Origin of the sequence: Vibrio sp. 10N.261.46.E11 (assembly GCF_041472735.1) — a bacterium.
GTDB lineage: Bacteria > Pseudomonadota > Gammaproteobacteria > Enterobacterales > Vibrionaceae > Vibrio.
In genome coordinates this window covers 1-19,638 of sequence record NZ_JBFRQW010000007.1, presented here as the reverse complement: position 1 = coordinate 19,638, position 19,638 = coordinate 1, and the positions used below count along the sequence as shown (strand labels likewise).

Below are 19,638 nucleotides of genomic sequence, written 5' to 3'. Positions count from 1 at the left end.
TGTTGATGCCTATATCTTGGTTGACATCATTGATGGATGGATCTGCGTTTTAAAAGTTGACTGTCAGTTGTCGACACATTGCTTTCGACCAACTTTGGGTCGGCAAGGGTTTTGTTTACTCATTTATGTTTAAGCTTATGAATAATATGTTTTTACTTTCTTTTGTTGCTTCGTTTTACTATTTGTCTGCCGATTAATAAAAATACTACCTTAGTCTAAATTGTCGACAATTAACTTGATTGTCGACAATTCAATCGTGTATTTTATGTTCATGTTATGGAATTGTTGACAATTAAGAATCAGCAATCAGAAGTGAGCAGCGTAAATATGAATACTGCGATAAAAGATCTCACCTTAAGTGCAAACACGAAAACTCGTGTTGGCGACAAAGAAAACACCAAGTCGGAAAGCCTGACTGAATACCTAGTCGAGGCGATTGTTAGCGGTGAATTAGCTCCGGGCAGTAAGATCTCGGAACCTGAACTGGCTAAACGCTTTGAAGTAAGCCGAGGTCCATTACGTGAAGCGATAATGCGTGTGGAAGGGCTAGGGCTTATTGAGCGAATTCCTCATGTCGGCGCTCGAGTTATTGCCTTTTCGGCAGACAAACTGCTAGAGCTTTACGCCGTGCGAGAGGCATTGGAAGGCATGGCGGCTCGATTAGCGGCGAGACACATCACACAAGAAGAGTTGATCGGGCTTGAAGGCTTATTGTCGACACATTCTAAACATATCGATGAAGTCGAAGGCTCTTCTTATTTTCATCAACATGGGGATTTTGATTTCCATTACCGCATTATCAAAGCGAGTCGTAACAGCAAACTCATTTCGCTGTTGTGTGATGAGCTTTATCACCTATTACGCATGTACCGCTACCAATCGCCTAGAGCACAGTCTCGACCAAAAGAGGCGCTTGATGAACATAAATACATTTTACAAGCTATTCGCAACCGTGATGAAGAGCTAGCAGAAATGCTAATGCGAAGACACATCTCGGGTAGCCGATTGCTTATAGAGCAACAAATTCAATCCAAAGGTCTTGATTAACCGGCGACTGGTATTTGCTAGCGGTTCTTCGCTGGCGAGAGCTAAACATCATTAGTCATAAAGATTAGAAATAAACAATTAACAGGGAGCGTCATTATGAAGTTATCAGCAGGATCTAAGTTCCGACAAGCTGTGCAAGACAACGACCCATTGCAGATCGTCGGCACGGTGAATCCGTATTGCGCGATGATGGCAAAGAACTTGGGACATCAGGCGATCTATTTGTCTGGTGGAGGTATCGCCAATGCGTCTTACGGTTTGCCTGACTTGGGCATTACGACATTGAACGATGTGTTGGTGGATGTGGAACGTATTACCAATGCGTGTGATTTACCTTTGCTGGTGGACATCGATACGGGGTTTGGTGGTGCATTTAACATTGCACGAACCATTCGAGCGATGGAAAAAGCGGGTGCTGCTGCCATTCATATGGAAGACCAAGTGGCTCAGAAACGCTGTGGTCATCGACCAAATAAAGCGATTGTAAGTCAGCAAGAGATGGTCGATAGAGTCAAAGCGGCAACAGATGCTAGAACCGATGACAGCTTCGTGATTATGGCGCGTACCGATGCATTGGCTGTTGAAGGCATTGATAGCGCGATTGAACGAGCGATTGCGTGTGTTGAAGCGGGCGCAGACATGATTTTCCCTGAGGCTATGAATCAACTCGACCAATACGTGAAGTTTTCGGCGGCGTTGAAATCAGCAACAGGTAAACATGTGCCTATTCTTGCGAACATCACTGAATTTGGCCAAACACCCCTCTACAACTGTAACGAGTTAGCCCAATCAAGTGTCGACATGGTGCTTTACCCACTGAGTGCGTTCCGTGCGATGAACAAGGCCGCGGAGAATGTTTACAAACACTTGTTAGTTGAAGGCAATCAAGAAGCTCTGTTGGATTCAATGCAAACCCGTAAAGAGCTTTACGGACACCTGAATTACCACGACTACGAGAACAAGCTTGATCAGTTGTTTTCAAGCGAAGGGTAAAACCAGTTTCAACTCATCAAAAATCAACTTAATCCAATAACGTGAAATGGTTAGTCGCCATATCCAGTACCGATGATAAAGATCACCGGACACATAAACAGGTAGCACCAAAGAGTGCGGGCGACTAACACAGAAAAGGAGTTCACCATGTCTGTATCTTTGAGTGATAAAGCCGCTGTCGAAAATGCTTCAAAAGTAGAACAACAAAGTGAAAAAACAGCAAACAAACCAGCCAGCGCACCGGCAATCGGTGGTGCTGGTCTACGTGGCCAAAGTGCAGGGTCGACTGCGCTATGTACGGTAGGAAAATCAGGAACAGGTTTAACTTACCGTGGCTATGACATTACCGACCTTGCTAACCACGCTCAGTTTGAAGAAGTGGCGCATCTGCTACTAAGAGGCCATTTACCCACTGAAAAAGAGCTAGACGATTACAAAACATTATTGGTTGGCCTACGTGGTTTACCTAAACCTTTGAAAGCAGCGTTGGAGCTTATCCCTGCAGACGCTCACCCAATGGATGTGATGAGAACGGGTTGTTCGATGCTAGGTAATCTAGAGCAAGAGTCTGATTTTTCTGAGCAACTGCCCGCGACTGAACGAATGCTCGCGCTTTTCCCTGCGATTATTTGTTATTGGTACCGCTTTAGCCATGATGGCGTGCGAATTGATACTGAAGATCAGAGCGAAGCATGTTTGGGTGGCTATTTCTTGAAGATGCTGACTGACAAAACGCCTAGTGAACTGCACAAAAAGGTGATGCACTGCTCGCTAACCCTTTATGCGGAACATGAGTTTAATGCCTCTACCTTTGCCGCTCGTGTTTGTGCCTCAACACTGTCGGATATTCATTCTTGTGTAACAGCTGCGATTGGCACACTAAGAGGCCCACTGCACGGTGGTGCGAATGAAGCGGCAATGGAAATGATCCAAGATTGGAAAACCGCTGATGAAGCCGAAACCAACATCATGCAGATGCTTGCTAACAAAGACAAAATCATGGGCTTCGGTCATGCCATTTATCGCGAAAGTGATCCTCGAAATGCCTTAATCAAACGTTGGTCAAAAGAGCTAGCTCAAGAGGTGGGAGATGAACAGCTTTATGCCGTTTCAGAACGTGTTGAAGCGGTAATGAAGCGCGAGAAAGGGCTGTTCTGTAATGCTGACTTCTTCCATGCATCGGCCTACCACTTCATGGACATCCCAACCAAATTATTTACTCCGATCTTCGTGATGAGCCGCCTCACAGGTTGGACAGCACACGTGTTCGAACAAAGAGAAAACAATCGCATCATTCGTCCAAGTGCAGACTACACAGGGCCAGAGCACCAAGACTGGCTACCTATCCATTTACGTTAGTCCTCTATATCGAGCCGACTTAAATCTCGAGGTGACTGTTATCTTCATGTGATAAGGCCTCGTGAACCAACGAATAGAATTTAACAGATAATGGTGGATGTATGTCTGATGTAAAACTTGAAAGAAACCAAGAGCTTGATGAAAACAAGTATCGAAAGGTTTTACCGGGAACGGGTTTAGAATATTTCGACGCTTGCGAAGCGGTAGAAGCACTATCTCCGGGCGCTTATAAAACCTTGCCTTATACGTCGCGAGTGTTGGCAGAGCAATTAGTAAGACGCTGTGATCCTGAAACCCTTGAAGACAGCTTAAAGCAGATCATTGAACGCAAGAGTGACTTAGATTTTCCTTGGTATCCTGCGCGAGTGGTGTGTCATGACATTCTAGGTCAAACAGCCCTAGTAGATTTGGCTGGATTAAGAGACGCGATTGCCGACCAAGGCGGAGACCCTGCCAAGGTGAACCCAGTGGTCGAAACTCAACTGATTGTTGATCACTCTTTGGCAGTGGAATATGCCGGGTTTGATAACGAAGCATTTGATAAAAACCGCGCGATTGAAGAGCGCAGAAACGAAGACCGTTTTCATTTTATTGAATGGTGTAAAACGGCGTTTAAAAACGTGAGTGTGATCCCAGCGGGTAACGGGATCATGCACCAGATTAACTTGGAGAAAATGTCCCCAGTTATTCAATCTAAAGAAGGCATCGCGTTTCCTGATACCTGTGTTGGTACCGATAGCCATACACCGCACGTTGATGCTTTGGGCGTTATTGCGATTGGTGTGGGGGGCTTGGAAGCTGAGACAGTGATGCTCGGTCGTCCGTCGATGATGCGATTGCCTGATATTGTCGGCGTTAAACTGACGGGTCAACGACAAGAAGGGATAACTGCAACGGATATTGTGCTTGCGATTACTGAGTTCCTTCGCAATGAGAGAGTGGTCTCAAGCTATTTGGAATTCTTCGGTGAAGGGGCTCGTGCACTGACCATTGGTGACCGCGCAACCATCTCCAACATGACGCCAGAGTATGGTGCAACAGCCGGTATGTTTTACATCGATGAGCAGACCATTCAATACCTGAAGCTCACCGGTCGAGAGCCTGAGCAGGTTGAATTAGTTGAACGCTACGCTAAGCAAACCGGGCTATGGGTTGACGATCTAGACTCTGCTCAATACGAACGTGTATTAGAGTTTGATTTATCGAAGGTAGAGCGCAATCTTGCAGGGCCATCCAACCCCCATCGTCGTTTGCCAACCAGAGAGCTGGCTGAACAAGGCATCAGTCAAGCATCTTGGAAAGAGCAGCATGCTAAGCAGTACAGCGATGATCAGATGCCCGATGGTGCCGTAATCATTGCGGCAATTACTTCTTGTACCAACACCAGCAACCCAAGAAACGTAGTCGCTGCTGCTTTGGTCGCGAAAAAAGCCAATCAGCTTGGATTAGTGCGAAAGCCATGGGTGAAAACGTCATTTGCTCCAGGTTCTAAAGTTGCCAAGTTGTATCTCGAGTCGGCAGGTTTGCTTCCTGAACTTGAACAATTAGGCTTCGGTATCGTCGGCTATGCGTGTACGACATGTAACGGAATGAGCGGGGCGTTAGATCCTAAAATCCAACAAGAGATCATCGACCGTGACCTGTACTCAACCGCTGTGTTATCGGGGAATCGAAACTTTGATGGTCGAATCCACCCCTATGCAAAACAAGCGTTTTTAGCCTCACCGCCATTGGTGGTTGCTTACGCTTTGGCTGGCACGATTCGCTTTGATATCGAGAAAGACAGCTTAGGCACCGACAACAATGGTAAGCCAATCTACTTAAGTGATTTATGGCCGAGTGATGCCGAGATCGATGCCGTTGTCGGTGAGCATGTTAAACCTCAGCAATTCCAACAAATCTACGTGAAAATGTTCCAGCCAGACGAGGAACAGGTAACGACTGAACCGCTTTATGACTGGCGACCTCAAAGCACCTATATTCGCAGGCCACCTTATTGGGAAGGGGCTCTTGCGGGAGAACGAAGCCTTTCAGGGATGAGACCTTTAGCGATTCTGGGTGACAATATCACTACGGACCATTTATCTCCTTCAAATGCGATTCTCGCTTCGAGTGCGGCGGGGGAATACCTCACCAAAATGGAAGTGCCGGAAGAGGATTTTAACTCTTACGCGACCCATCGAGGTGATCACTTAACCGCGCAACGAGCAACATTCGCCAACCCTAAGCTGTTCAACGAAATGGTGAAGGACGCAGGAGAAGTCGTTCAAGGTTCATTAGCAAGGGTTGAACCCGAAGGTCAAGTTACGCGAATGTGGGAAGCGATAGAAACCTACATGAACCGTAAACAACCTTTGATTGTTGTTGCTGGTGCTGATTATGGACAAGGTTCATCACGTGACTGGGCAGCCAAAGGGGTGCGCTTAGCGGGTGTTGAAGTGATTGTTGCCGAAGGCTTTGAACGAATCCATAGAACCAACTTAGTCGGTATGGGTGTGCTGCCCCTGCAATTCAAAGCAGGAACGGATCGAAATACTTTAGAACTGGACGGCACCGAGCTTTACGACGTGTACGGTGACATTGAAGCGGGTTCAGATTTGGCTCTAGTCATCACTCGTAAAAACGGTGAAAAGCTGGATGTGCCTGTAACCTGCCGACTAGACACGGCAGACGAAGTGAATGTGTACAGCGCTGGTGGCGTATTGCAACGTTTCGCCAAAGACTTTCTTGCACAGTAGGACCTGGTTATGAACATCAAACAGATAAAAGTACCTGCTACCTACATGCGGGGCGGAACAAGTAAAGGCGTTTTCTTCAACCTAAGTGACTTACCTAAAGCGGCGCAAGTTGCTGGAGAAGCTAGAGATACATTGTTGTTGAGAGTGATTGGCAGTCCAGATCCTTATGGCAAACAAACCGATGGTATGGGTGGAGCAACATCAAGCACCAGCAAAACCGTTATTGTATCGAAAAGCAGTAAAGCCGATCACGATGTTGATTACCTCTTTGGTCAAGTGGCAATAGACAAGCCGTTCGTTGATTGGAGCGGTAACTGCGGAAATCTGTCTGCTGCAGTAGGCCCATTCGCTATTCATAGTGGATTGGTCGATTCGAATCGTATTCCAGAAAACGGCGTGGTCGAGGTGCGAGTATGGCAAGTGAACATAGAGAAAAGCATTATTGTTCATGTACCTATCGCTGACGGGGAAGTCCAAGAGTTGGGTGACTTTGAGCTCGATGGTGTCACTTTCCCAGCTGCTGAAATCCAAGTTGATTTCCTAGATCCGGCCGATGCGAGTGGCTCTATGTTTCCAACAGGGAATGTTGTCGATTTTTTAGATGTTCCCGAATTGGGCTGCATCAAAGCGACATACATCAATGCAGGAATACCAACCATTTTTGTTGATGCAGAATCGGTGGGTTATCAAGGCACAGAGCTTCAATCGGATATCAACAGCGATTCAAAAGCCTTGGCATTGCTTGAATCCATCCGAGCACATGGCGCAGTTGCAATGGGGCTGATTGATTCTTTAGAACAAGCGGATTCACGCCAACACACACCGAAAGTCGCGTTTGTTGCTAAGCCTCAAGCGTATCAAGCTTCAAGTGGTAAATCAGTATTAGCTGACGATACCGACCTTCTGGTGCGAGCTTTGTCTATGGGGCAACTGCATCACGCCATGATGGGCACAGCTGCAGTCGCCATTGCTTCAGCGGCGAGTGTTCCGGGTACGTTAGTGAACTTGGCAGCTGGTGAGGGTTCCCGTGATTTTGTAACTTTTGGTCATCCATCAGGAACCTTAAAGGTGGGTGCTAAAGCTCTACAGACGGAAAGCGGTTGGAAAATAGAAAGGGCGATTATGAGTCGTAGTGCCCGAGTGATCATGGAAGGTGCCATTTGTGTGCCTTTTCCCAATTAAAGCGGTTGTCGTGAACGGTTAAATGTTCCGAAAACAACGCTGAGAAAAGAGTGCAACCAAGTGCTACTGCAAGAGGCTAGGCGCTTGGGAAATGGATAAATCATGGAGGAGGCACTATGTCTGCTACAAATCGAATGACTAGAAAAACGGATTACATCACCGAGTATCAATGGGCGAGGGAAGACCCAAATTCGTTCTGGGAAACACAATCACAAGCCATTGATTGGTTTGAGTCTCCAAAAACGATATTACAAACGGACGATAACGGTATTGAACGCTGGTTTCCTGATGGGGTGATGAACACTTGCTGGTTAGCGTTGGATTATCATTGTGAAAATGGCCGTGGTGATAAAGTGGCACTGATTTACGACTCTCCAGTTACAGGGACTCAATCATCGTACACTTACAATCAATTGCGTGACCAAGTGGCAAAAGTCGCTGGTATGCTAGCTATGCAAGGCGTTACTAAAGGCGATCGTGTTGTTATCTACATGCCAATGATTCCTGAAGCGGCGATGGCAATGTTGGCCTGTGCAAGACTAGGCGCGGTTCACTCGGTGGTGTTTGGCGGGTTCGCTCCTCATGAGCTCGCCGTTCGTATCGAAGATGCCGAGCCGAAGGTGTTGATTACTGCCTCTTGCGGTGTCGAGATAAATAAAGTACTGCCATATAAGCCTATGGTCGACAGAGCGATCATGGACAGTCGTTGGAAGCCTGAGAAAGTCGTCGTATTTCAAAGAGAGCAAGCTTTAGCTGAATTGAGCAATGAACGCGATGTACTTTGGCAGCAAGCGGTTAACGATGCATTGCCGCACAGTTGTGTTCCTGTCTTGGCAACCGAACCGTTGTATATCCTTTACACATCAGGCACTACAGGTAAGCCAAAAGGTGTTGTGCGTGACAATGGCGGCCATGCGGTTGCGATGAAATACTCAATGAGCACTATCTACGACATGCCGCAAGATGGTGTATTTTGGGCAGCTTCTGATGTCGGCTGGGTCGTGGGACATTCCTATATTGTTTATGCACCATTGATTCATGGTTGTACTACGATTCTGTTTGAAGGCAAGCCAGTACGAACACCCGATCCCGGTGCGTTTTGGCGTGTGTGTGAAGAGTACAAGGTCGATGTATTGTTTTCTGCGCCAACAGCGTTTAGAGCAATCAAGAAAGAAGATCCTGAAGGTGAGTTGCTCACCCAGTATGATTTATCATCGCTCAAGTCGATTTTCATGGCTGGAGAGCGTTTGGACCCGCCAACGTTGGATTGGGTAGAATCTCACACCAATAAACCGGTTATCGACCACTGGTGGCAAACCGAAACGGGTTGGGCTATTTCTGCCAATCCGACAGGGCTGGAATCTTTGCCAGTGAAAGCGGGTTCTTCGACTAAACCTGTGCCCGGTTACCAAGTGGAGATTCTTAATGAATTGGGTGAGACGGCACAGCCTAATCAGCAAGGCTTTGTTGCACTCAAACGTCCACTACCACCCGGTTGTCTGCCAACGGTTTGGCGTAATCATGATCGATTTGAGTCTGGCTATCTGAGCCAATTCCCGGGCTATTATGTTTCGGGTGATGGCGGCTACCTTGATGAAGACGGTTATCTGTTTATCATGGGGCGTATTGACGATGTGATAAACGTAGCGGGGCATCGTCTTTCTACCGGTGAAATGGAAGAGATCGTTGGCGGTCACCCAGCTATTGCAGAGTGCGCGGTAGTCGGGATTCATGATGACTTAAAAGGGCAGCTACCTCTTGGTTTAGTTGTGCTGAAAGATGGCGTAAAAGTCGATGGCACTGAGTTACAAGCGGAGTTGGTTGGTAAAGTTCGTAATGAGATTGGCGCGGTAGCCTGTTTTAAGCAAGCCTTGGTTGTTGAAAGGTTACCTAAGACACGCTCCGGTAAGATTTTACGCAGAACCATCCGGCAGATCGCCGAAGGCGAGCAGTACGTGGTGCCTTCGACGATTGATGACCCGACTAGCTTAACGGAAATTGCTGAAAAGCTCGGCAAGTAAGGAAAGCTAGGTAAATAAGGAAAGCCGCGCTAGACAAGATGAAGCTTCCATAGGTGTGCTTCATCTTGCGCTGCTTTTATTCATATTGTTCTCTTTTAATTCCAACCAGTTTCTTTTTGTGGTCAGGTCTCGGGTGTCGAAAAGCTGATAATCAAATGAATTCATTCAATAGCTTGTATCGATACACGCGGCAAGTAAACTAGACTCAGTTTAGATATTAGTTTGGTTTGAGAAGCGCAATAGTTATGAATGTCACCTTAAGGGCCGCAAAGCACGCGGATTTGGAACAACTTAACGAGTTAATGTTCGATCTCCACCATCACCACCACGTTGCTAGCCCAGAACACTTTAAAACGGCAGAAGAGATTGAGCAGGAAAAAAGCATTGCACGATACTTAGATGATCCTGAATGCTTGGTTTATGTGGCATTAAAAGGCGATCTCATTGTTGGTTTTATCTCTGGACATTTTTGTGAGCTTATCTCAACGGTGAGTAAACCAGTGCCGATGGGGAGTGTCGATGAGCTGTTTGTCTTACCTGATTATCGAAAAGAATCCATTGCTGAAAAGTTGTTTAACAAAGTTGAAAGTACTTTTGATGATTATGGGGTAGAACAAGTCTTTGTAGAGGTTTGGGACTTTAATTCACCTGCCAAGGACTTCTATCAAAAAATGGGGTTCACACCTCACATTCAATGGATGAGGAAGGCTTTGCACAAAACGTAGACAGCGATTTTGTGCGTGTTTGATTACACTAGAGCAGTCTTTAACTTTTTCTCTCATTTTTAGGTAAACTCGTTGGCTATTCGATATTTATTAGTTTTCATACTGTCTCTTTTGAGTACGACTTCCGCTTGGGCAAACAATACTTTGCCCGATCATATCGCGGGCGCTTTGTGTGTAGTACGTGCTGATAACCAAATCGTGTTGGTTGATGAGTTGATCACAGGTCAATTGTCTCTACCGGGAGGCACTGTGGTTTCAGGTGAGCCGCCAGCCGTCGCGGCGCAACGTGAAACGTGGGAAGAGGCGGGTTTGTCGGTAACGGTTGGTGATGTACTAGGTTACACCGATAGCGCCGTTGTGTTTGATTGTATCTCTGACTCTGAAGTGATCAGCTACAAAGCTCGAAATGAGTTAGGTGGCTTTGAGCTTCCTATTTGGTTTGCTCCTCACTATGGAGTCGAGGTCAGCAGAGCGATGTTACTTCCTCCTACTGAGTTAGAAGCAAACCAATACCGTTACCCAGAACAATGGTCAGAGATTAATGAGCTGTTTTTATCTGCGACAGATCAACCTGTGACGTATGTGACTGAGCTAGTGGGCGCGGCACCCAAAGTTCATCAAGTTGAATTAAATTGGATTGTGTCGCTTCAAAATGCGTTCGATAAGATGCCAAGCGTGTTTGCAAATACAGTGCTTTTGACCGACTTGTTAACGAAGCCATGGCTTTTTATCGTGATATTGCCGTTAATTGCTTGGTACTTTGGCCGTAACTTCGCATTGAAATTTGGCTTCACTTTGATCTCGGTGACGTTGCTTACTTTAATCGCACACCAAGGTTTTGGTTTTCCACGTCCACACGCTTACTTGCCAACATTGAAACTGGTGACGAGCAGTGGCTATAGTTTTCCAAGTCTGCTAGCTGCCTTGTGGGTGAGTTTAACTTTGTTAGTCTTTTGGAAACTAAAGCGCCTCTTGGATCAAAAATCTATTTTGATAGTGCTCACGGGTCTGCTCTGGATCATTCTATTTAAGTCTTATTCAGGCAGTGCGTTTTTTAGTGATGTCTTAATGGGGGGCGTATTGGGCGCGCTAACAACCTGGCATATCGTGAGATTAGACGCGAAACCTGATGTTGATATTAGTGCTTTATTGAGTTCTAAAGGTGTTTGGTGGGCATTGTGCTTATTGTCGATTGTTCTAACGGTTATATGGCCACTGCCAACTTTTTCTTTCTGGGTAGCAATTTTGATGACAATTGCATGCTTAGTAACGTTAACGGATTCGAAGCCTTTGAACGGGCAGTTCTCATTCAAGATTGTATTTGGAGTGATCGTGATGTTGTTAGCTGGGAATCTGCTGATTAGTTGGGCAGCAAGTTTTGTCTCATTCAGTGGTATCGCTTCATTTATTGTTGAAACGTTACGTTTCCCAATCTTGATTCTGTTTGGTGTGGTGGCATTTCGTCTGCCTTGGGCTAGACAATAATAAGTGGAACGACTTATGTAAAAAGAAGGCTGTGCAATGCACAGCCTTCTTTATATCAATGTATTTTAGGATGAGACAGATAAAGCAAAGGGCTCTATCTAGTGCTTACGAGTTGAAGATAAACTTTTCAATCGCGACAGCTACACCGTGCTCGTCATTGCTTGCTGTAATGTAGTCAGCGAGCTTCTTGGTTTCTTCCATTGCGTTTTCCATCGCAATACCCATGCCCGCGTATTCAAGCATATGGTGATCGTTTTCAGCATCGCCCATGCAGATCACTTCTTCCGCAGTAATCCCCAAATGTTTAGCAATAGCCTCAATACCGACACCCTTGTTTGAATTTGGGTTTAAGAACTCTAAGAAGAATGGCGCACTTTGCACAATAGTAAACTGAGTCTTAAGCTCTTGTGGCAACTTGCTAATGATTTCGGTGAGTTTACTAGGCTCAGCAACAATCATAGTTTTGATGATTTCGTGGTCGTCTTTTAGTTGAGAAAAGTCGAACTCGGTAATCTCTAAGCCGTTAATACGCGCTTCAATAGCGGTGTACTCATTGTTTTCAGGGGTGATTAAGCCATGAATCTTGCTGAATGCATGCACATAACCACCAAGCTGCTCAGCTAGTGCTGCGATCTCTTTCGCGGCTTTACCATTGCTGATTTCGCTATGAATGAGTTCTTTTGTAGAGACGTTTTGAACCATAGAGCCGTTGTAGAAGAGTACAAAGTCATCTCCGTCGTTGATCGAAAGCTCGTCTAACTTACTCTGCATGCCTTCTAAAGGACGACCAGAAGCCAGAACCACTTTCACACCTGCAGCACGTGCTTTGGCAATCGCGTCTTTGTTCTCTTCAGAAATCACTTTTTCACTGTTGAGCAGCGTGCCGTCCATATCAAGAGCAATCAGTTTGTACATGTTGTTCCTTACTAAAAAATCAAAGCTAACGAAATCTAATGGGCGAAAGGATAAGGGAAGTTGAAAGTTCAGGCTAGGGCTTTGATCAACTCATTTATCAGTACTCATTTGTTTGACCAAAAGGGGCAAGTGCTTTAAGGTCTGCGGTTGATTAATTTCATCCAATGATTGAGCTGAGGGTAAGTTGTACAAGATTAATGAAATGTTTGAAACCATCCAGGGCGAGGGCGTATTTACCGGCGTTCCTGCTGTTTTTGTTCGACTGCAAATTTGCCCTGTAGGCTGTTCTTGGTGTGATACCAAACAGACTTGGGAAGCGTTGCCGGAAGATGAAACGAGCCTTGGTGATATTATGGTTAAGACAGAGGATTCACCGACTTGGTCTGCAATTGATGCGCAAGGAATCGTGAATGAATATATCAAGCAAGGTTACACCGCGAAGCACATTGTGATTACTGGTGGTGAGCCGTGTATTTATGATCTTGTCCCTCTTACTGAAGCATTTGAGCAGCACGGTTGTCGCTGTCAGATTGAGACCAGCGGAACATCAGAGGTCAAAGCAACAAGTGATACTTGGGTTACGGTGTCACCAAAGGTCGCAATGAAAGCAAAGTTGGATATCCTTGATAGCGCACTCGTTCGTGCGAATGAAATCAAACACCCTGTTGGTACAGGTAAAGATATCGAGCAGCTTGACGCTCTTCTTGCTAGAGCCGATGTTCCTGCAAAGACCATCATTGCACTTCAGCCTATTAGCCAAAAAGAACGTGCAACACAGCTGTGTATTGACACTTGTATTGAACGTAACTGGCGTTTATCTATTCAAACCCACAAATATTTGAGCATCGCATAGATCGTATTTGTTTACTGGCCTAGATAAGTCGCTAGTAAAAGATTCTCGTAAGGATTTAAGATGAAAAAAGCAGTCGTAGTATTCAGTGGTGGTCAAGACTCAACAACGTGTCTTGTTCAAGCTTTAAAAGAGTATGATGAAGTTCATGCGATTACGTTTGATTATGGTCAGCGCCATAGACTCGAGATCGAAGTTGCTGAGTCATTGTCGAAAGAACTTGGTGTGAAAGCGCACAAAGTAATGGATGTGACTCTGTTGAATGAACTGGCTATTAGCTCTCTTACTCGTGACGATATTCCCGTCTCTCATGAACTACAAGAGAATGGGCTACCGAATTCTTTCGTTCCCGGTCGTAATATTCTATTCTTAACTTTGGCGGGTATTTACGCTTACCAAATCGGTGCAAATACCGTAATCACGGGTGTATGTGAAACAGATTTTTCAGGCTACCCTGATTGTCGTAATGACTTTGTGAAAGCGATGAACTCTGCGCTTGTACAAGGTATGGATAAGCAGCTTGATATTAAAACACCGTTAATGTGGCTCAACAAAGCTGAAACATGGGCGTTGGCAGATCAGTATTCAGCACTCGAACTTGTTAGAAACAAAACACTGACCTGCTACAACGGTATTATCGGCGATGGCTGCGGCGACTGTCCAGCGTGTGAACTACGCAAAATAGGCCTTAACGATTACCTAGGTGATCGCGAAGGCATTATGGCTGAGTTGGTTCGTAAACAGACTGAGAATAAATAACATCAGGTAAGTCGATCGGGTCATTATAAGCATCGATGATGCAATTTCGGCCATTACTCTTCGCTTGATAAAGTGCTTGGTCAAGAACTGAGTATAAGTCATCAAAGTCACTTAATGCGTTTGAGGTTGCTAGATAAGCAAAACTCGCGGTTACATTAAGTGGCTTTTTGCTTTCTGATAAGAAGACAGTGCTTGATATTGCGTAGTGCAATTCTTCAACACGCTCGCGTACTTCAGAAGGTTTAGTGTCGGTCAGCATGATAAGAAACTCTTCACCGCCTAAGCGGCCAAACAATTCATCACTCATTAAGTGCTTTCTAATTTGCTCACTGATATGGACGAGTGCTCGATCACCAGTAGGGTGGCCATATTCGTCATTTATCTTCTTGAACTTATCAAGGTCTAGCAAAACCAGAACGTGTTGTTTATACGCGCCTTTACAGCGTTTTACGCGTTTGATTCTTCGTATTATTTCGGTGCGGCCGTACGCTTTTGTCATTGCGTCAATGGCTGCTTTCGCACGAACCGTTTTGTTCACCAATATCGTAAAGCTAGCAGTACACAACAATAAAATGATAAGGATGTTGTACATCAATCGCTGGTGTTCCATTTTCTCGATTTGAAAGCGGTCAATTCGTGTTTGATTGGCTAAGAACGAGCTTTCTAGTTGTTGCTCATATTTAGCGTGAGTTAGCTCTAGTGCTTCAAAAGCTAATCGATTATCGATGTCTCGCGCTTCCATCTGTATCGATGAATATCGTTGGTAAAAATAAAACGCCTGTTGGTAATCGCTCAGAGCTTGATGAATGTCAGAAAGCTGAAGAAGGGCTTGGGAAATGTACTTATGTCTTGTGACTTGCTCAGCTAACTCTAAAGCTTGTTGTGCATAATTGAGCGCTTCCTTCGTAAGTTTTCTCTCTTCGAACATGTCGCTGATCGCTAAGTAGGCGTTGATGCGAATGACATCGTTGTTTAGTGCATTGGAGTTGGACAGTGACTCGATTAAATAGTCTCTCGCTAAATGATAGTTGTTGGTTTGTGTGTAGGCTTTACCTAAACCAAGGTTTGTCAGAGCGATGCCGTAGTTATGGGATGAGGTACTCAACAGTACTTTGGCTTGCTTAAAGTGGGTAATCGCTAGGTCACTTTGACCTTGACTAAGATACAAATCAGCCAAGCTATGATGCACTTGTGCTTTCATCAAATCTGAAGCGTCGGCTCTGAGTTCGAGTGCTTGTTCTAGGTACTGCGCTGATTTATCGTATTGCTTGAGCTCTTTAAGCAAATTACCCACATCGTTATAGATACCAGAAATATCATGCCCTTGTGGGAATACATTAATCAATGCGAGATAGGTGCTGAGCGCTGCTTGATAGTCACTACGGAAATGGTGATTGTTGGCGATGACTCGATAAGTTCCAAACTTAGGCAGTACTGGATCTGCAATGTCGTGTAGGTCGGATTGAAGAGCAGAGCAGTAATAGTTCGCTTGATGGTATTTTGCTTGCTCGTTCAAAGACCGACATAGTTGGTACTTTAGTAACGCTCTTCCAGTCAAATCACTGCGCGATTGCATTTTGGCTAATAGACTTAAAAAGTCTTGTTGCGCTTCTTCATATTGGCCTTGGCCGTCTTTCATCAATGCAGAAATAAACGCTTCTTCTATAGCTTGATATTCACTGTCGTTCGAAGCTATTCCATAGAATGGCTGATCGCGCTGGCTCATGTATTGATACAGAAGAGACGATAGATAAAGCTTATCCCCATATGACGTTGAGCTGGTATAACGAGTTTGCAGCATGTTTAGTGCACGCTCAGGGGAATGATTTAAAGTGGAGAGATAAAGTGCGTTCCAATCTGCGTTGGGAGTCGCATTGACGTCTAAATTGGAGGCATAGATTGATGAATTGTAGTCACGATCTAAAGTCGATACTTGGCTATAAGAATTAAAACTAATGAGAAGTAGAAAGGTAACAAAAACGGAGTGAATCACGAGAGGCTGTCAATCAGATAAAGAACGACATGCTATTATTAGTTTGATGTTGCTTCAATTCTTGATTGGTATGAATGGTAGTTTATGCGAGTTGTATCTCTTATTTATCGGTGGATATTAGAGAGATATCGGTCGTACGTGTCGTACGACCGATATTGGAAATTAGATGTATAATTTCGCTAGATCAGAAGGCTCAAGTTCTTTGCCTTCTAATGTTGCATTCCAGTTAGTACCAACAAGAACGCCGTCTTCAGCTAGAGTAAGCAACCAATCTTCTACAAAGATATCTAGTGGAATTTCTAATACTTCGAAATCAGCCCACTCTTCGACATTGTGAGTCTGAGCATCTTCTTTTGAAGACCAGAACGGCATCACTTCACTGTTTTCGAATTCACTTGAATCACATGCTAGCCAACCTTCATCGTTGCGAAGGCCCCATACCAGTTTAGTTTCTTGTGTTTCAGAAACGAAAAGTTCAAGATTTGCTTGAGTATCAGCGGTTAGTTTGCTCATGAATAATTTCTCTATGTTGATAACGAGACAAGATTAACATTATACAAGGGTTAGGTATACGCCGATCAGGGAATTATAAAGATACTGAAACGCTTAGGTAGCGTTTCAGTATGGTTTGAGTGCGGTAGAATCTATTTACCGATTTTAGTAAATATATGCCACTCTTCTTTAATGTTACCTTTAAATCCGACAACAGAAGCTACAACTTTTCTGTTCAGTGCATGATTAGTTTCGGTGTCATTATCACGGAAGCCGACATCACCGTAACCTACGGTATAGGCTCTAGACGGTGGAATTCCATTGCTGATAAGTGCACGCCTTACATTGTCCGCTCGCTTTTTTGACAGTTTCAGGTTGTGTTCAGCATTGCCCACTTTACTGGCATAACCTTGAAGTTGGATACTTGTATTCTCGTAACGTTTTAGAAACGCTGCCATTTGGCGGATTTGGCCTAGGAATACAGGTTTGATTTCTGCAGAGTCGTTAGCAAACAAAATATGAAGTTCTTTTTCTTCACTAGACTCGAAATACGAGCCACAGCCATCGTTGTCTATCTCAGCGCCTATTTGTGTATCAATACATAAATCACGGGCGTTGATAACACCATCATTGTCGTCATCTTCGAGATCATAACTTTGTGTGATGTCGGGAAGTGTACGATAAGTGAACTCATCGTTTGTTTCAGCCATGATGTTGGCAGAAGCAACCATAAAGCATAGTGGAAGTATAGTTTTGAGCAGCTTCATTAATATTCTACCTTTTCGTTCCATTCTTGAGGAGTCTCAACACGTAACCCTGTCAACAAATTACCTGTCGCATTCATGACTCTATATTTCGCGTACTGTACATCGTACTTAGCATCCAAAAAACCCTTACGAGCTTCGAAGAGTTCATTTTCGGTGTTAAGTAAATCGAGAAGGGTACGCTTACCAATTCGGTATTGTTTTTCATAAGAGATAACTGTGTCAGAAGCGGAATCTACGTGATCCGACAAGAAATCTTTCTGCTGAACGGTTAAGTCAAGAGCACTCCATGAAAGGCGTAAGCTTTCTTCTACATTGCGGTAAGTACTCTCACGTAGGTCTTTTGCTTTGTTGAGTTGATAAGCAGCACTTTCAGCACGGTCTTGATCGGCCCCACCGTTATAGAGATTGTACTTTAAGCGGAGCATCGCAGAAAATTCATCGCTGTTGCCTTTCGTACCACCTGCATCATCACGCCACCTTTGAGCGGCTTCAAAAGAAACAGTTGGGTAGTTGGTACTCTTCGACTGCTTGTATTGGAACTTCGCTGAATCTACGTCAGCTTGTGCAATTTTAATAACCGGGTGTTGGTTAAAGGCTTTTGCCAAAGCACTGTCGATCGTATAAGGAATAGAGCCTGCGTCAGCACGTGGATATACCAAGCCTAGTGGGGCTTGGCCAACAAGGCGTTTGAATTGAGTATGGGCATCAAATAAATTATTTTGAGCTGCCAGCAAATTACCATGAGCTTTTGCAATACGAGCTTCTACCTGAGACATGTCTGCCGTAGATCCAATGCCTGAATCAACTCGTTTCTTGATATCTATATAGATATTTTTGTGCGTCGCCAGATTGTTTTCAGAAAGTGTAAGCACTTCGTAAGCTTTAACGGAATCAAGATAGACTTTGGTTACTTGCAGTGCAATATCTTGAGCGCTAGATAGCAATTGATAACGGACAGACTCTGCATCAGCAGCGGTACGATCGATGTCGTTAGAAGTATTCGCGCCATCCCAAATGAGTTGTGTCAACGTAATTGCTGCTTCTTTACGTGTTAGATCTGTTGAGCTCGAATTCGTCGCTAAATCCGTATATTCGTAACCAATGCCACCGTCTAAATCTATACTCGGGCGGTAAGCTCCACCAGAAGCATCGTTAAGGTAACGTTGACTAACGTACTGGTTATATGCCGCTTTGATTTCAGGGTTACTTTCTAAAGTAAACGCGACGGCTTGCTCTAAGGTTTGTGCGCTAGTCGGTAAACTGAGTGCAATAGCCAACCCTAATGTAGTCGTTTTAATCCAGTTCAATTTCAATCTCCCAAAAATGGAGTATCACCTAAGTTTGTCGCTTTTAAGCTTGAATATATCAAATTTAGATGAACCGCCAAAAAAATAACGAATACCCAATGAGCATTCGTAAATGGTTGTAAAGTTGTTAACCGATCGCCGTACAATTTAAGTCGATTTTGAGTGCTTAAATTTGATTTGAGTGTTTGGGTTATCTTTCCCTAAGACAATAACTTATATGGAAGTTTTCGTCATCTTAATTATCACTCAGTGACCGTTATCATTCGTTTACATTGTAAGTTATTAAACATGCAATTCATAGCTAGGAATTATATGACATTAGATGTTATATTGTCACTAGATTATAAAATTGACGTCACTATTTTGACATCACAAACAGAAAATGAGCTTAGGGATTTATATGGACATGACAGTATTGAATGCGAGCGGTGCATTAGCATTAGGTCAACGCATTGTTATTTCGATAGATGGCACAATCAAGGTCCTAGAAGACGGCCAGCCATTACAAGCTGGGGATGTCGTTTTAGAATCCCAAAATGCAAATTCTGAATCCCAGATTTCAGTTAAGCGCTTTACGCCACAAGGAAAAGATGGCGATGAAGTCGATCTAGACCAAGATATTGAAAATATTTTTGCCGCTTTAGAAGAAGGGCAAGATCCTACAGAGTTAGGCGAAGAGTTCGCAACTGCAGCAGGTGTACGTGGATCGAGCTTAGTGAGCAGCGGGACAATTGAGCGTGATGGTGACGAAACCATCCCAGTTACCGAATTTGTAACAACAGGTTTCGAAGGCTTGGGTTTGTCTCGAACTCAAAGCTTGAGCTTGCTTGATCTGTTCCGATCAGTTGAAGTTGAGCCAACCGTAACTATTGAAGACAGCAAAGTGATTAACGAAGGCTCAACCGCAAGTTTCGATGTGAGCTTAAGCAAAGCCGCATCCGTTGATGTGAGCGTAACGCTAGAGACGCTTTACGGCACCGCAACTGCGGACGACATCACCAGCAT

At 44.5% G+C, this 19,638-nt stretch carries 15 protein-coding genes and 1 pseudogene; 11 read left to right on the top strand and 5 right to left on the bottom strand.

The window, feature by feature from the left end:
• The first annotated feature begins 327 nt into the window (after nucleotides 1–327).
• From AB4407_RS03040 to AB4407_RS03005, 8 genes are all read left to right on the top strand, one after another.
• Nucleotides 328–1,047 (top strand): GntR family transcriptional regulator, encoded by a 720-nt coding sequence (locus AB4407_RS03040; protein ID WP_372118499.1) that lies wholly within the window; start codon nucleotides 328–330, stop codon nucleotides 1,045–1,047.
• 96 nt (nucleotides 1,048–1,143) lie between these two features.
• Nucleotides 1,144–2,040: a methylisocitrate lyase gene (gene prpB / locus AB4407_RS03035; RefSeq protein WP_372118496.1), complete on the top strand. Its 897-nt coding sequence runs from the start codon at nucleotides 1,144–1,146 to the stop codon at nucleotides 2,038–2,040.
• 147 nt (nucleotides 2,041–2,187) lie between these two features.
• Nucleotides 2,188–3,399: a 2-methylcitrate synthase gene (prpC, locus tag AB4407_RS03030; RefSeq protein WP_132982493.1), complete on the top strand. Its 1,212-nt coding sequence runs from the start codon at nucleotides 2,188–2,190 to the stop codon at nucleotides 3,397–3,399.
• A gap of 101 nt (nucleotides 3,400–3,500) precedes the next feature.
• Complete coding sequence (gene acnD, locus AB4407_RS03025) at nucleotides 3,501–6,137, top strand: Fe/S-dependent 2-methylisocitrate dehydratase AcnD (protein ID WP_372118494.1); 2,637 nt, start codon at nucleotides 3,501–3,503, stop codon at nucleotides 6,135–6,137.
• A gap of 9 nt (nucleotides 6,138–6,146) precedes the next feature.
• The gene (prpF, locus tag AB4407_RS03020; RefSeq protein WP_372118492.1) at nucleotides 6,147–7,319 is read left to right on the top strand and encodes a 2-methylaconitate cis-trans isomerase PrpF; all 1,173 of its coding nucleotides are present in this window, start codon (nucleotides 6,147–6,149) and stop codon (nucleotides 7,317–7,319) included.
• A gap of 116 nt (nucleotides 7,320–7,435) precedes the next feature.
• Nucleotides 7,436–9,340, top strand: coding sequence for a propionyl-CoA synthetase (locus tag AB4407_RS03015; RefSeq protein WP_372118490.1), 1,905 nt, complete (start codon nucleotides 7,436–7,438; stop codon nucleotides 9,338–9,340).
• Nucleotides 9,341–9,585: 245 nt separating this feature from the next.
• On the top strand, nucleotides 9,586–10,065 hold the full coding sequence (locus AB4407_RS03010) for an N-acetyltransferase family protein (RefSeq protein WP_372118488.1): 480 nt from the start codon (nucleotides 9,586–9,588) through the stop codon (nucleotides 10,063–10,065).
• 72 nt (nucleotides 10,066–10,137) lie between these two features.
• Entirely contained in the window at nucleotides 10,138–11,550 is a 1,413-nt protein-coding gene (locus AB4407_RS03005; RefSeq protein ID WP_372118486.1) for an NUDIX domain-containing protein, read from the top strand.
• A gap of 105 nt (nucleotides 11,551–11,655) precedes the next feature.
• Here AB4407_RS03005 and AB4407_RS03000 read toward each other — a convergent pair whose 3' ends face one another.
• Complete coding sequence (locus AB4407_RS03000; protein ID WP_372118484.1) at nucleotides 11,656–12,465, bottom strand: Cof-type HAD-IIB family hydrolase; 810 nt, start codon at nucleotides 12,463–12,465, stop codon at nucleotides 11,656–11,658.
• A 184-nt stretch (nucleotides 12,466–12,649) separates the two neighbouring features.
• Between AB4407_RS03000 and queE the strand changes: the two genes are divergently transcribed.
• Nucleotides 12,650–13,318 carry a 7-carboxy-7-deazaguanine synthase QueE gene (gene queE, locus AB4407_RS02995; protein ID WP_372118481.1) on the top strand — a complete coding sequence of 223 codons (669 nt, stop codon included), beginning with the start codon at nucleotides 12,650–12,652 and terminating at the stop codon, nucleotides 13,316–13,318.
• Between the two features lie 60 nt (nucleotides 13,319–13,378).
• Nucleotides 13,379–14,074 carry a 7-cyano-7-deazaguanine synthase QueC gene (gene queC / locus AB4407_RS02990; RefSeq protein WP_372118479.1) on the top strand — a complete coding sequence of 232 codons (696 nt, stop codon included), beginning with the start codon at nucleotides 13,379–13,381 and terminating at the stop codon, nucleotides 14,072–14,074.
• Here the strand turns inward: queC and AB4407_RS02985 are convergent.
• The 4 genes from AB4407_RS02985 to AB4407_RS02970 all read right to left on the bottom strand — a co-directional run bounded on the left by AB4407_RS02985 (nucleotide 14,034) and on the right by AB4407_RS02970 (nucleotide 18,633).
• Nucleotides 14,034–16,067 (bottom strand): diguanylate cyclase, encoded by a 2,034-nt coding sequence (locus tag AB4407_RS02985; RefSeq protein WP_372118476.1) that lies wholly within the window; start codon nucleotides 16,065–16,067, stop codon nucleotides 14,034–14,036. The genes queC and AB4407_RS02985 overlap by 41 nt on opposite strands.
• A gap of 162 nt (nucleotides 16,068–16,229) precedes the next feature.
• Nucleotides 16,230–16,580 carry a DUF2750 domain-containing protein gene (locus AB4407_RS02980; protein ID WP_017100235.1) on the bottom strand — a complete coding sequence of 117 codons (351 nt, stop codon included), beginning with the start codon at nucleotides 16,578–16,580 and terminating at the stop codon, nucleotides 16,230–16,232.
• Nucleotides 16,581–16,711: 131 nt separating this feature from the next.
• Nucleotides 16,712–17,326, bottom strand: a complete 615-nt coding sequence (locus tag AB4407_RS02975; RefSeq protein ID WP_372118474.1) for an OmpA family protein — start codon at nucleotides 17,324–17,326, stop codon at nucleotides 16,712–16,714.
• Nucleotides 17,326–18,633, bottom strand: a complete 1,308-nt coding sequence (locus tag AB4407_RS02970; RefSeq protein WP_372118472.1) for a TolC family outer membrane protein — start codon at nucleotides 18,631–18,633, stop codon at nucleotides 17,326–17,328. The genes AB4407_RS02975 and AB4407_RS02970 overlap by 1 nt, the downstream gene beginning before the upstream one ends.
• A 400-nt stretch (nucleotides 18,634–19,033) precedes the next feature.
• Here AB4407_RS02970 and AB4407_RS02965 point away from each other — a divergent pair.
• Nucleotides 19,034–19,638, top strand: a pseudogene (locus AB4407_RS02965) (hemolysin); the annotation flags it as partial.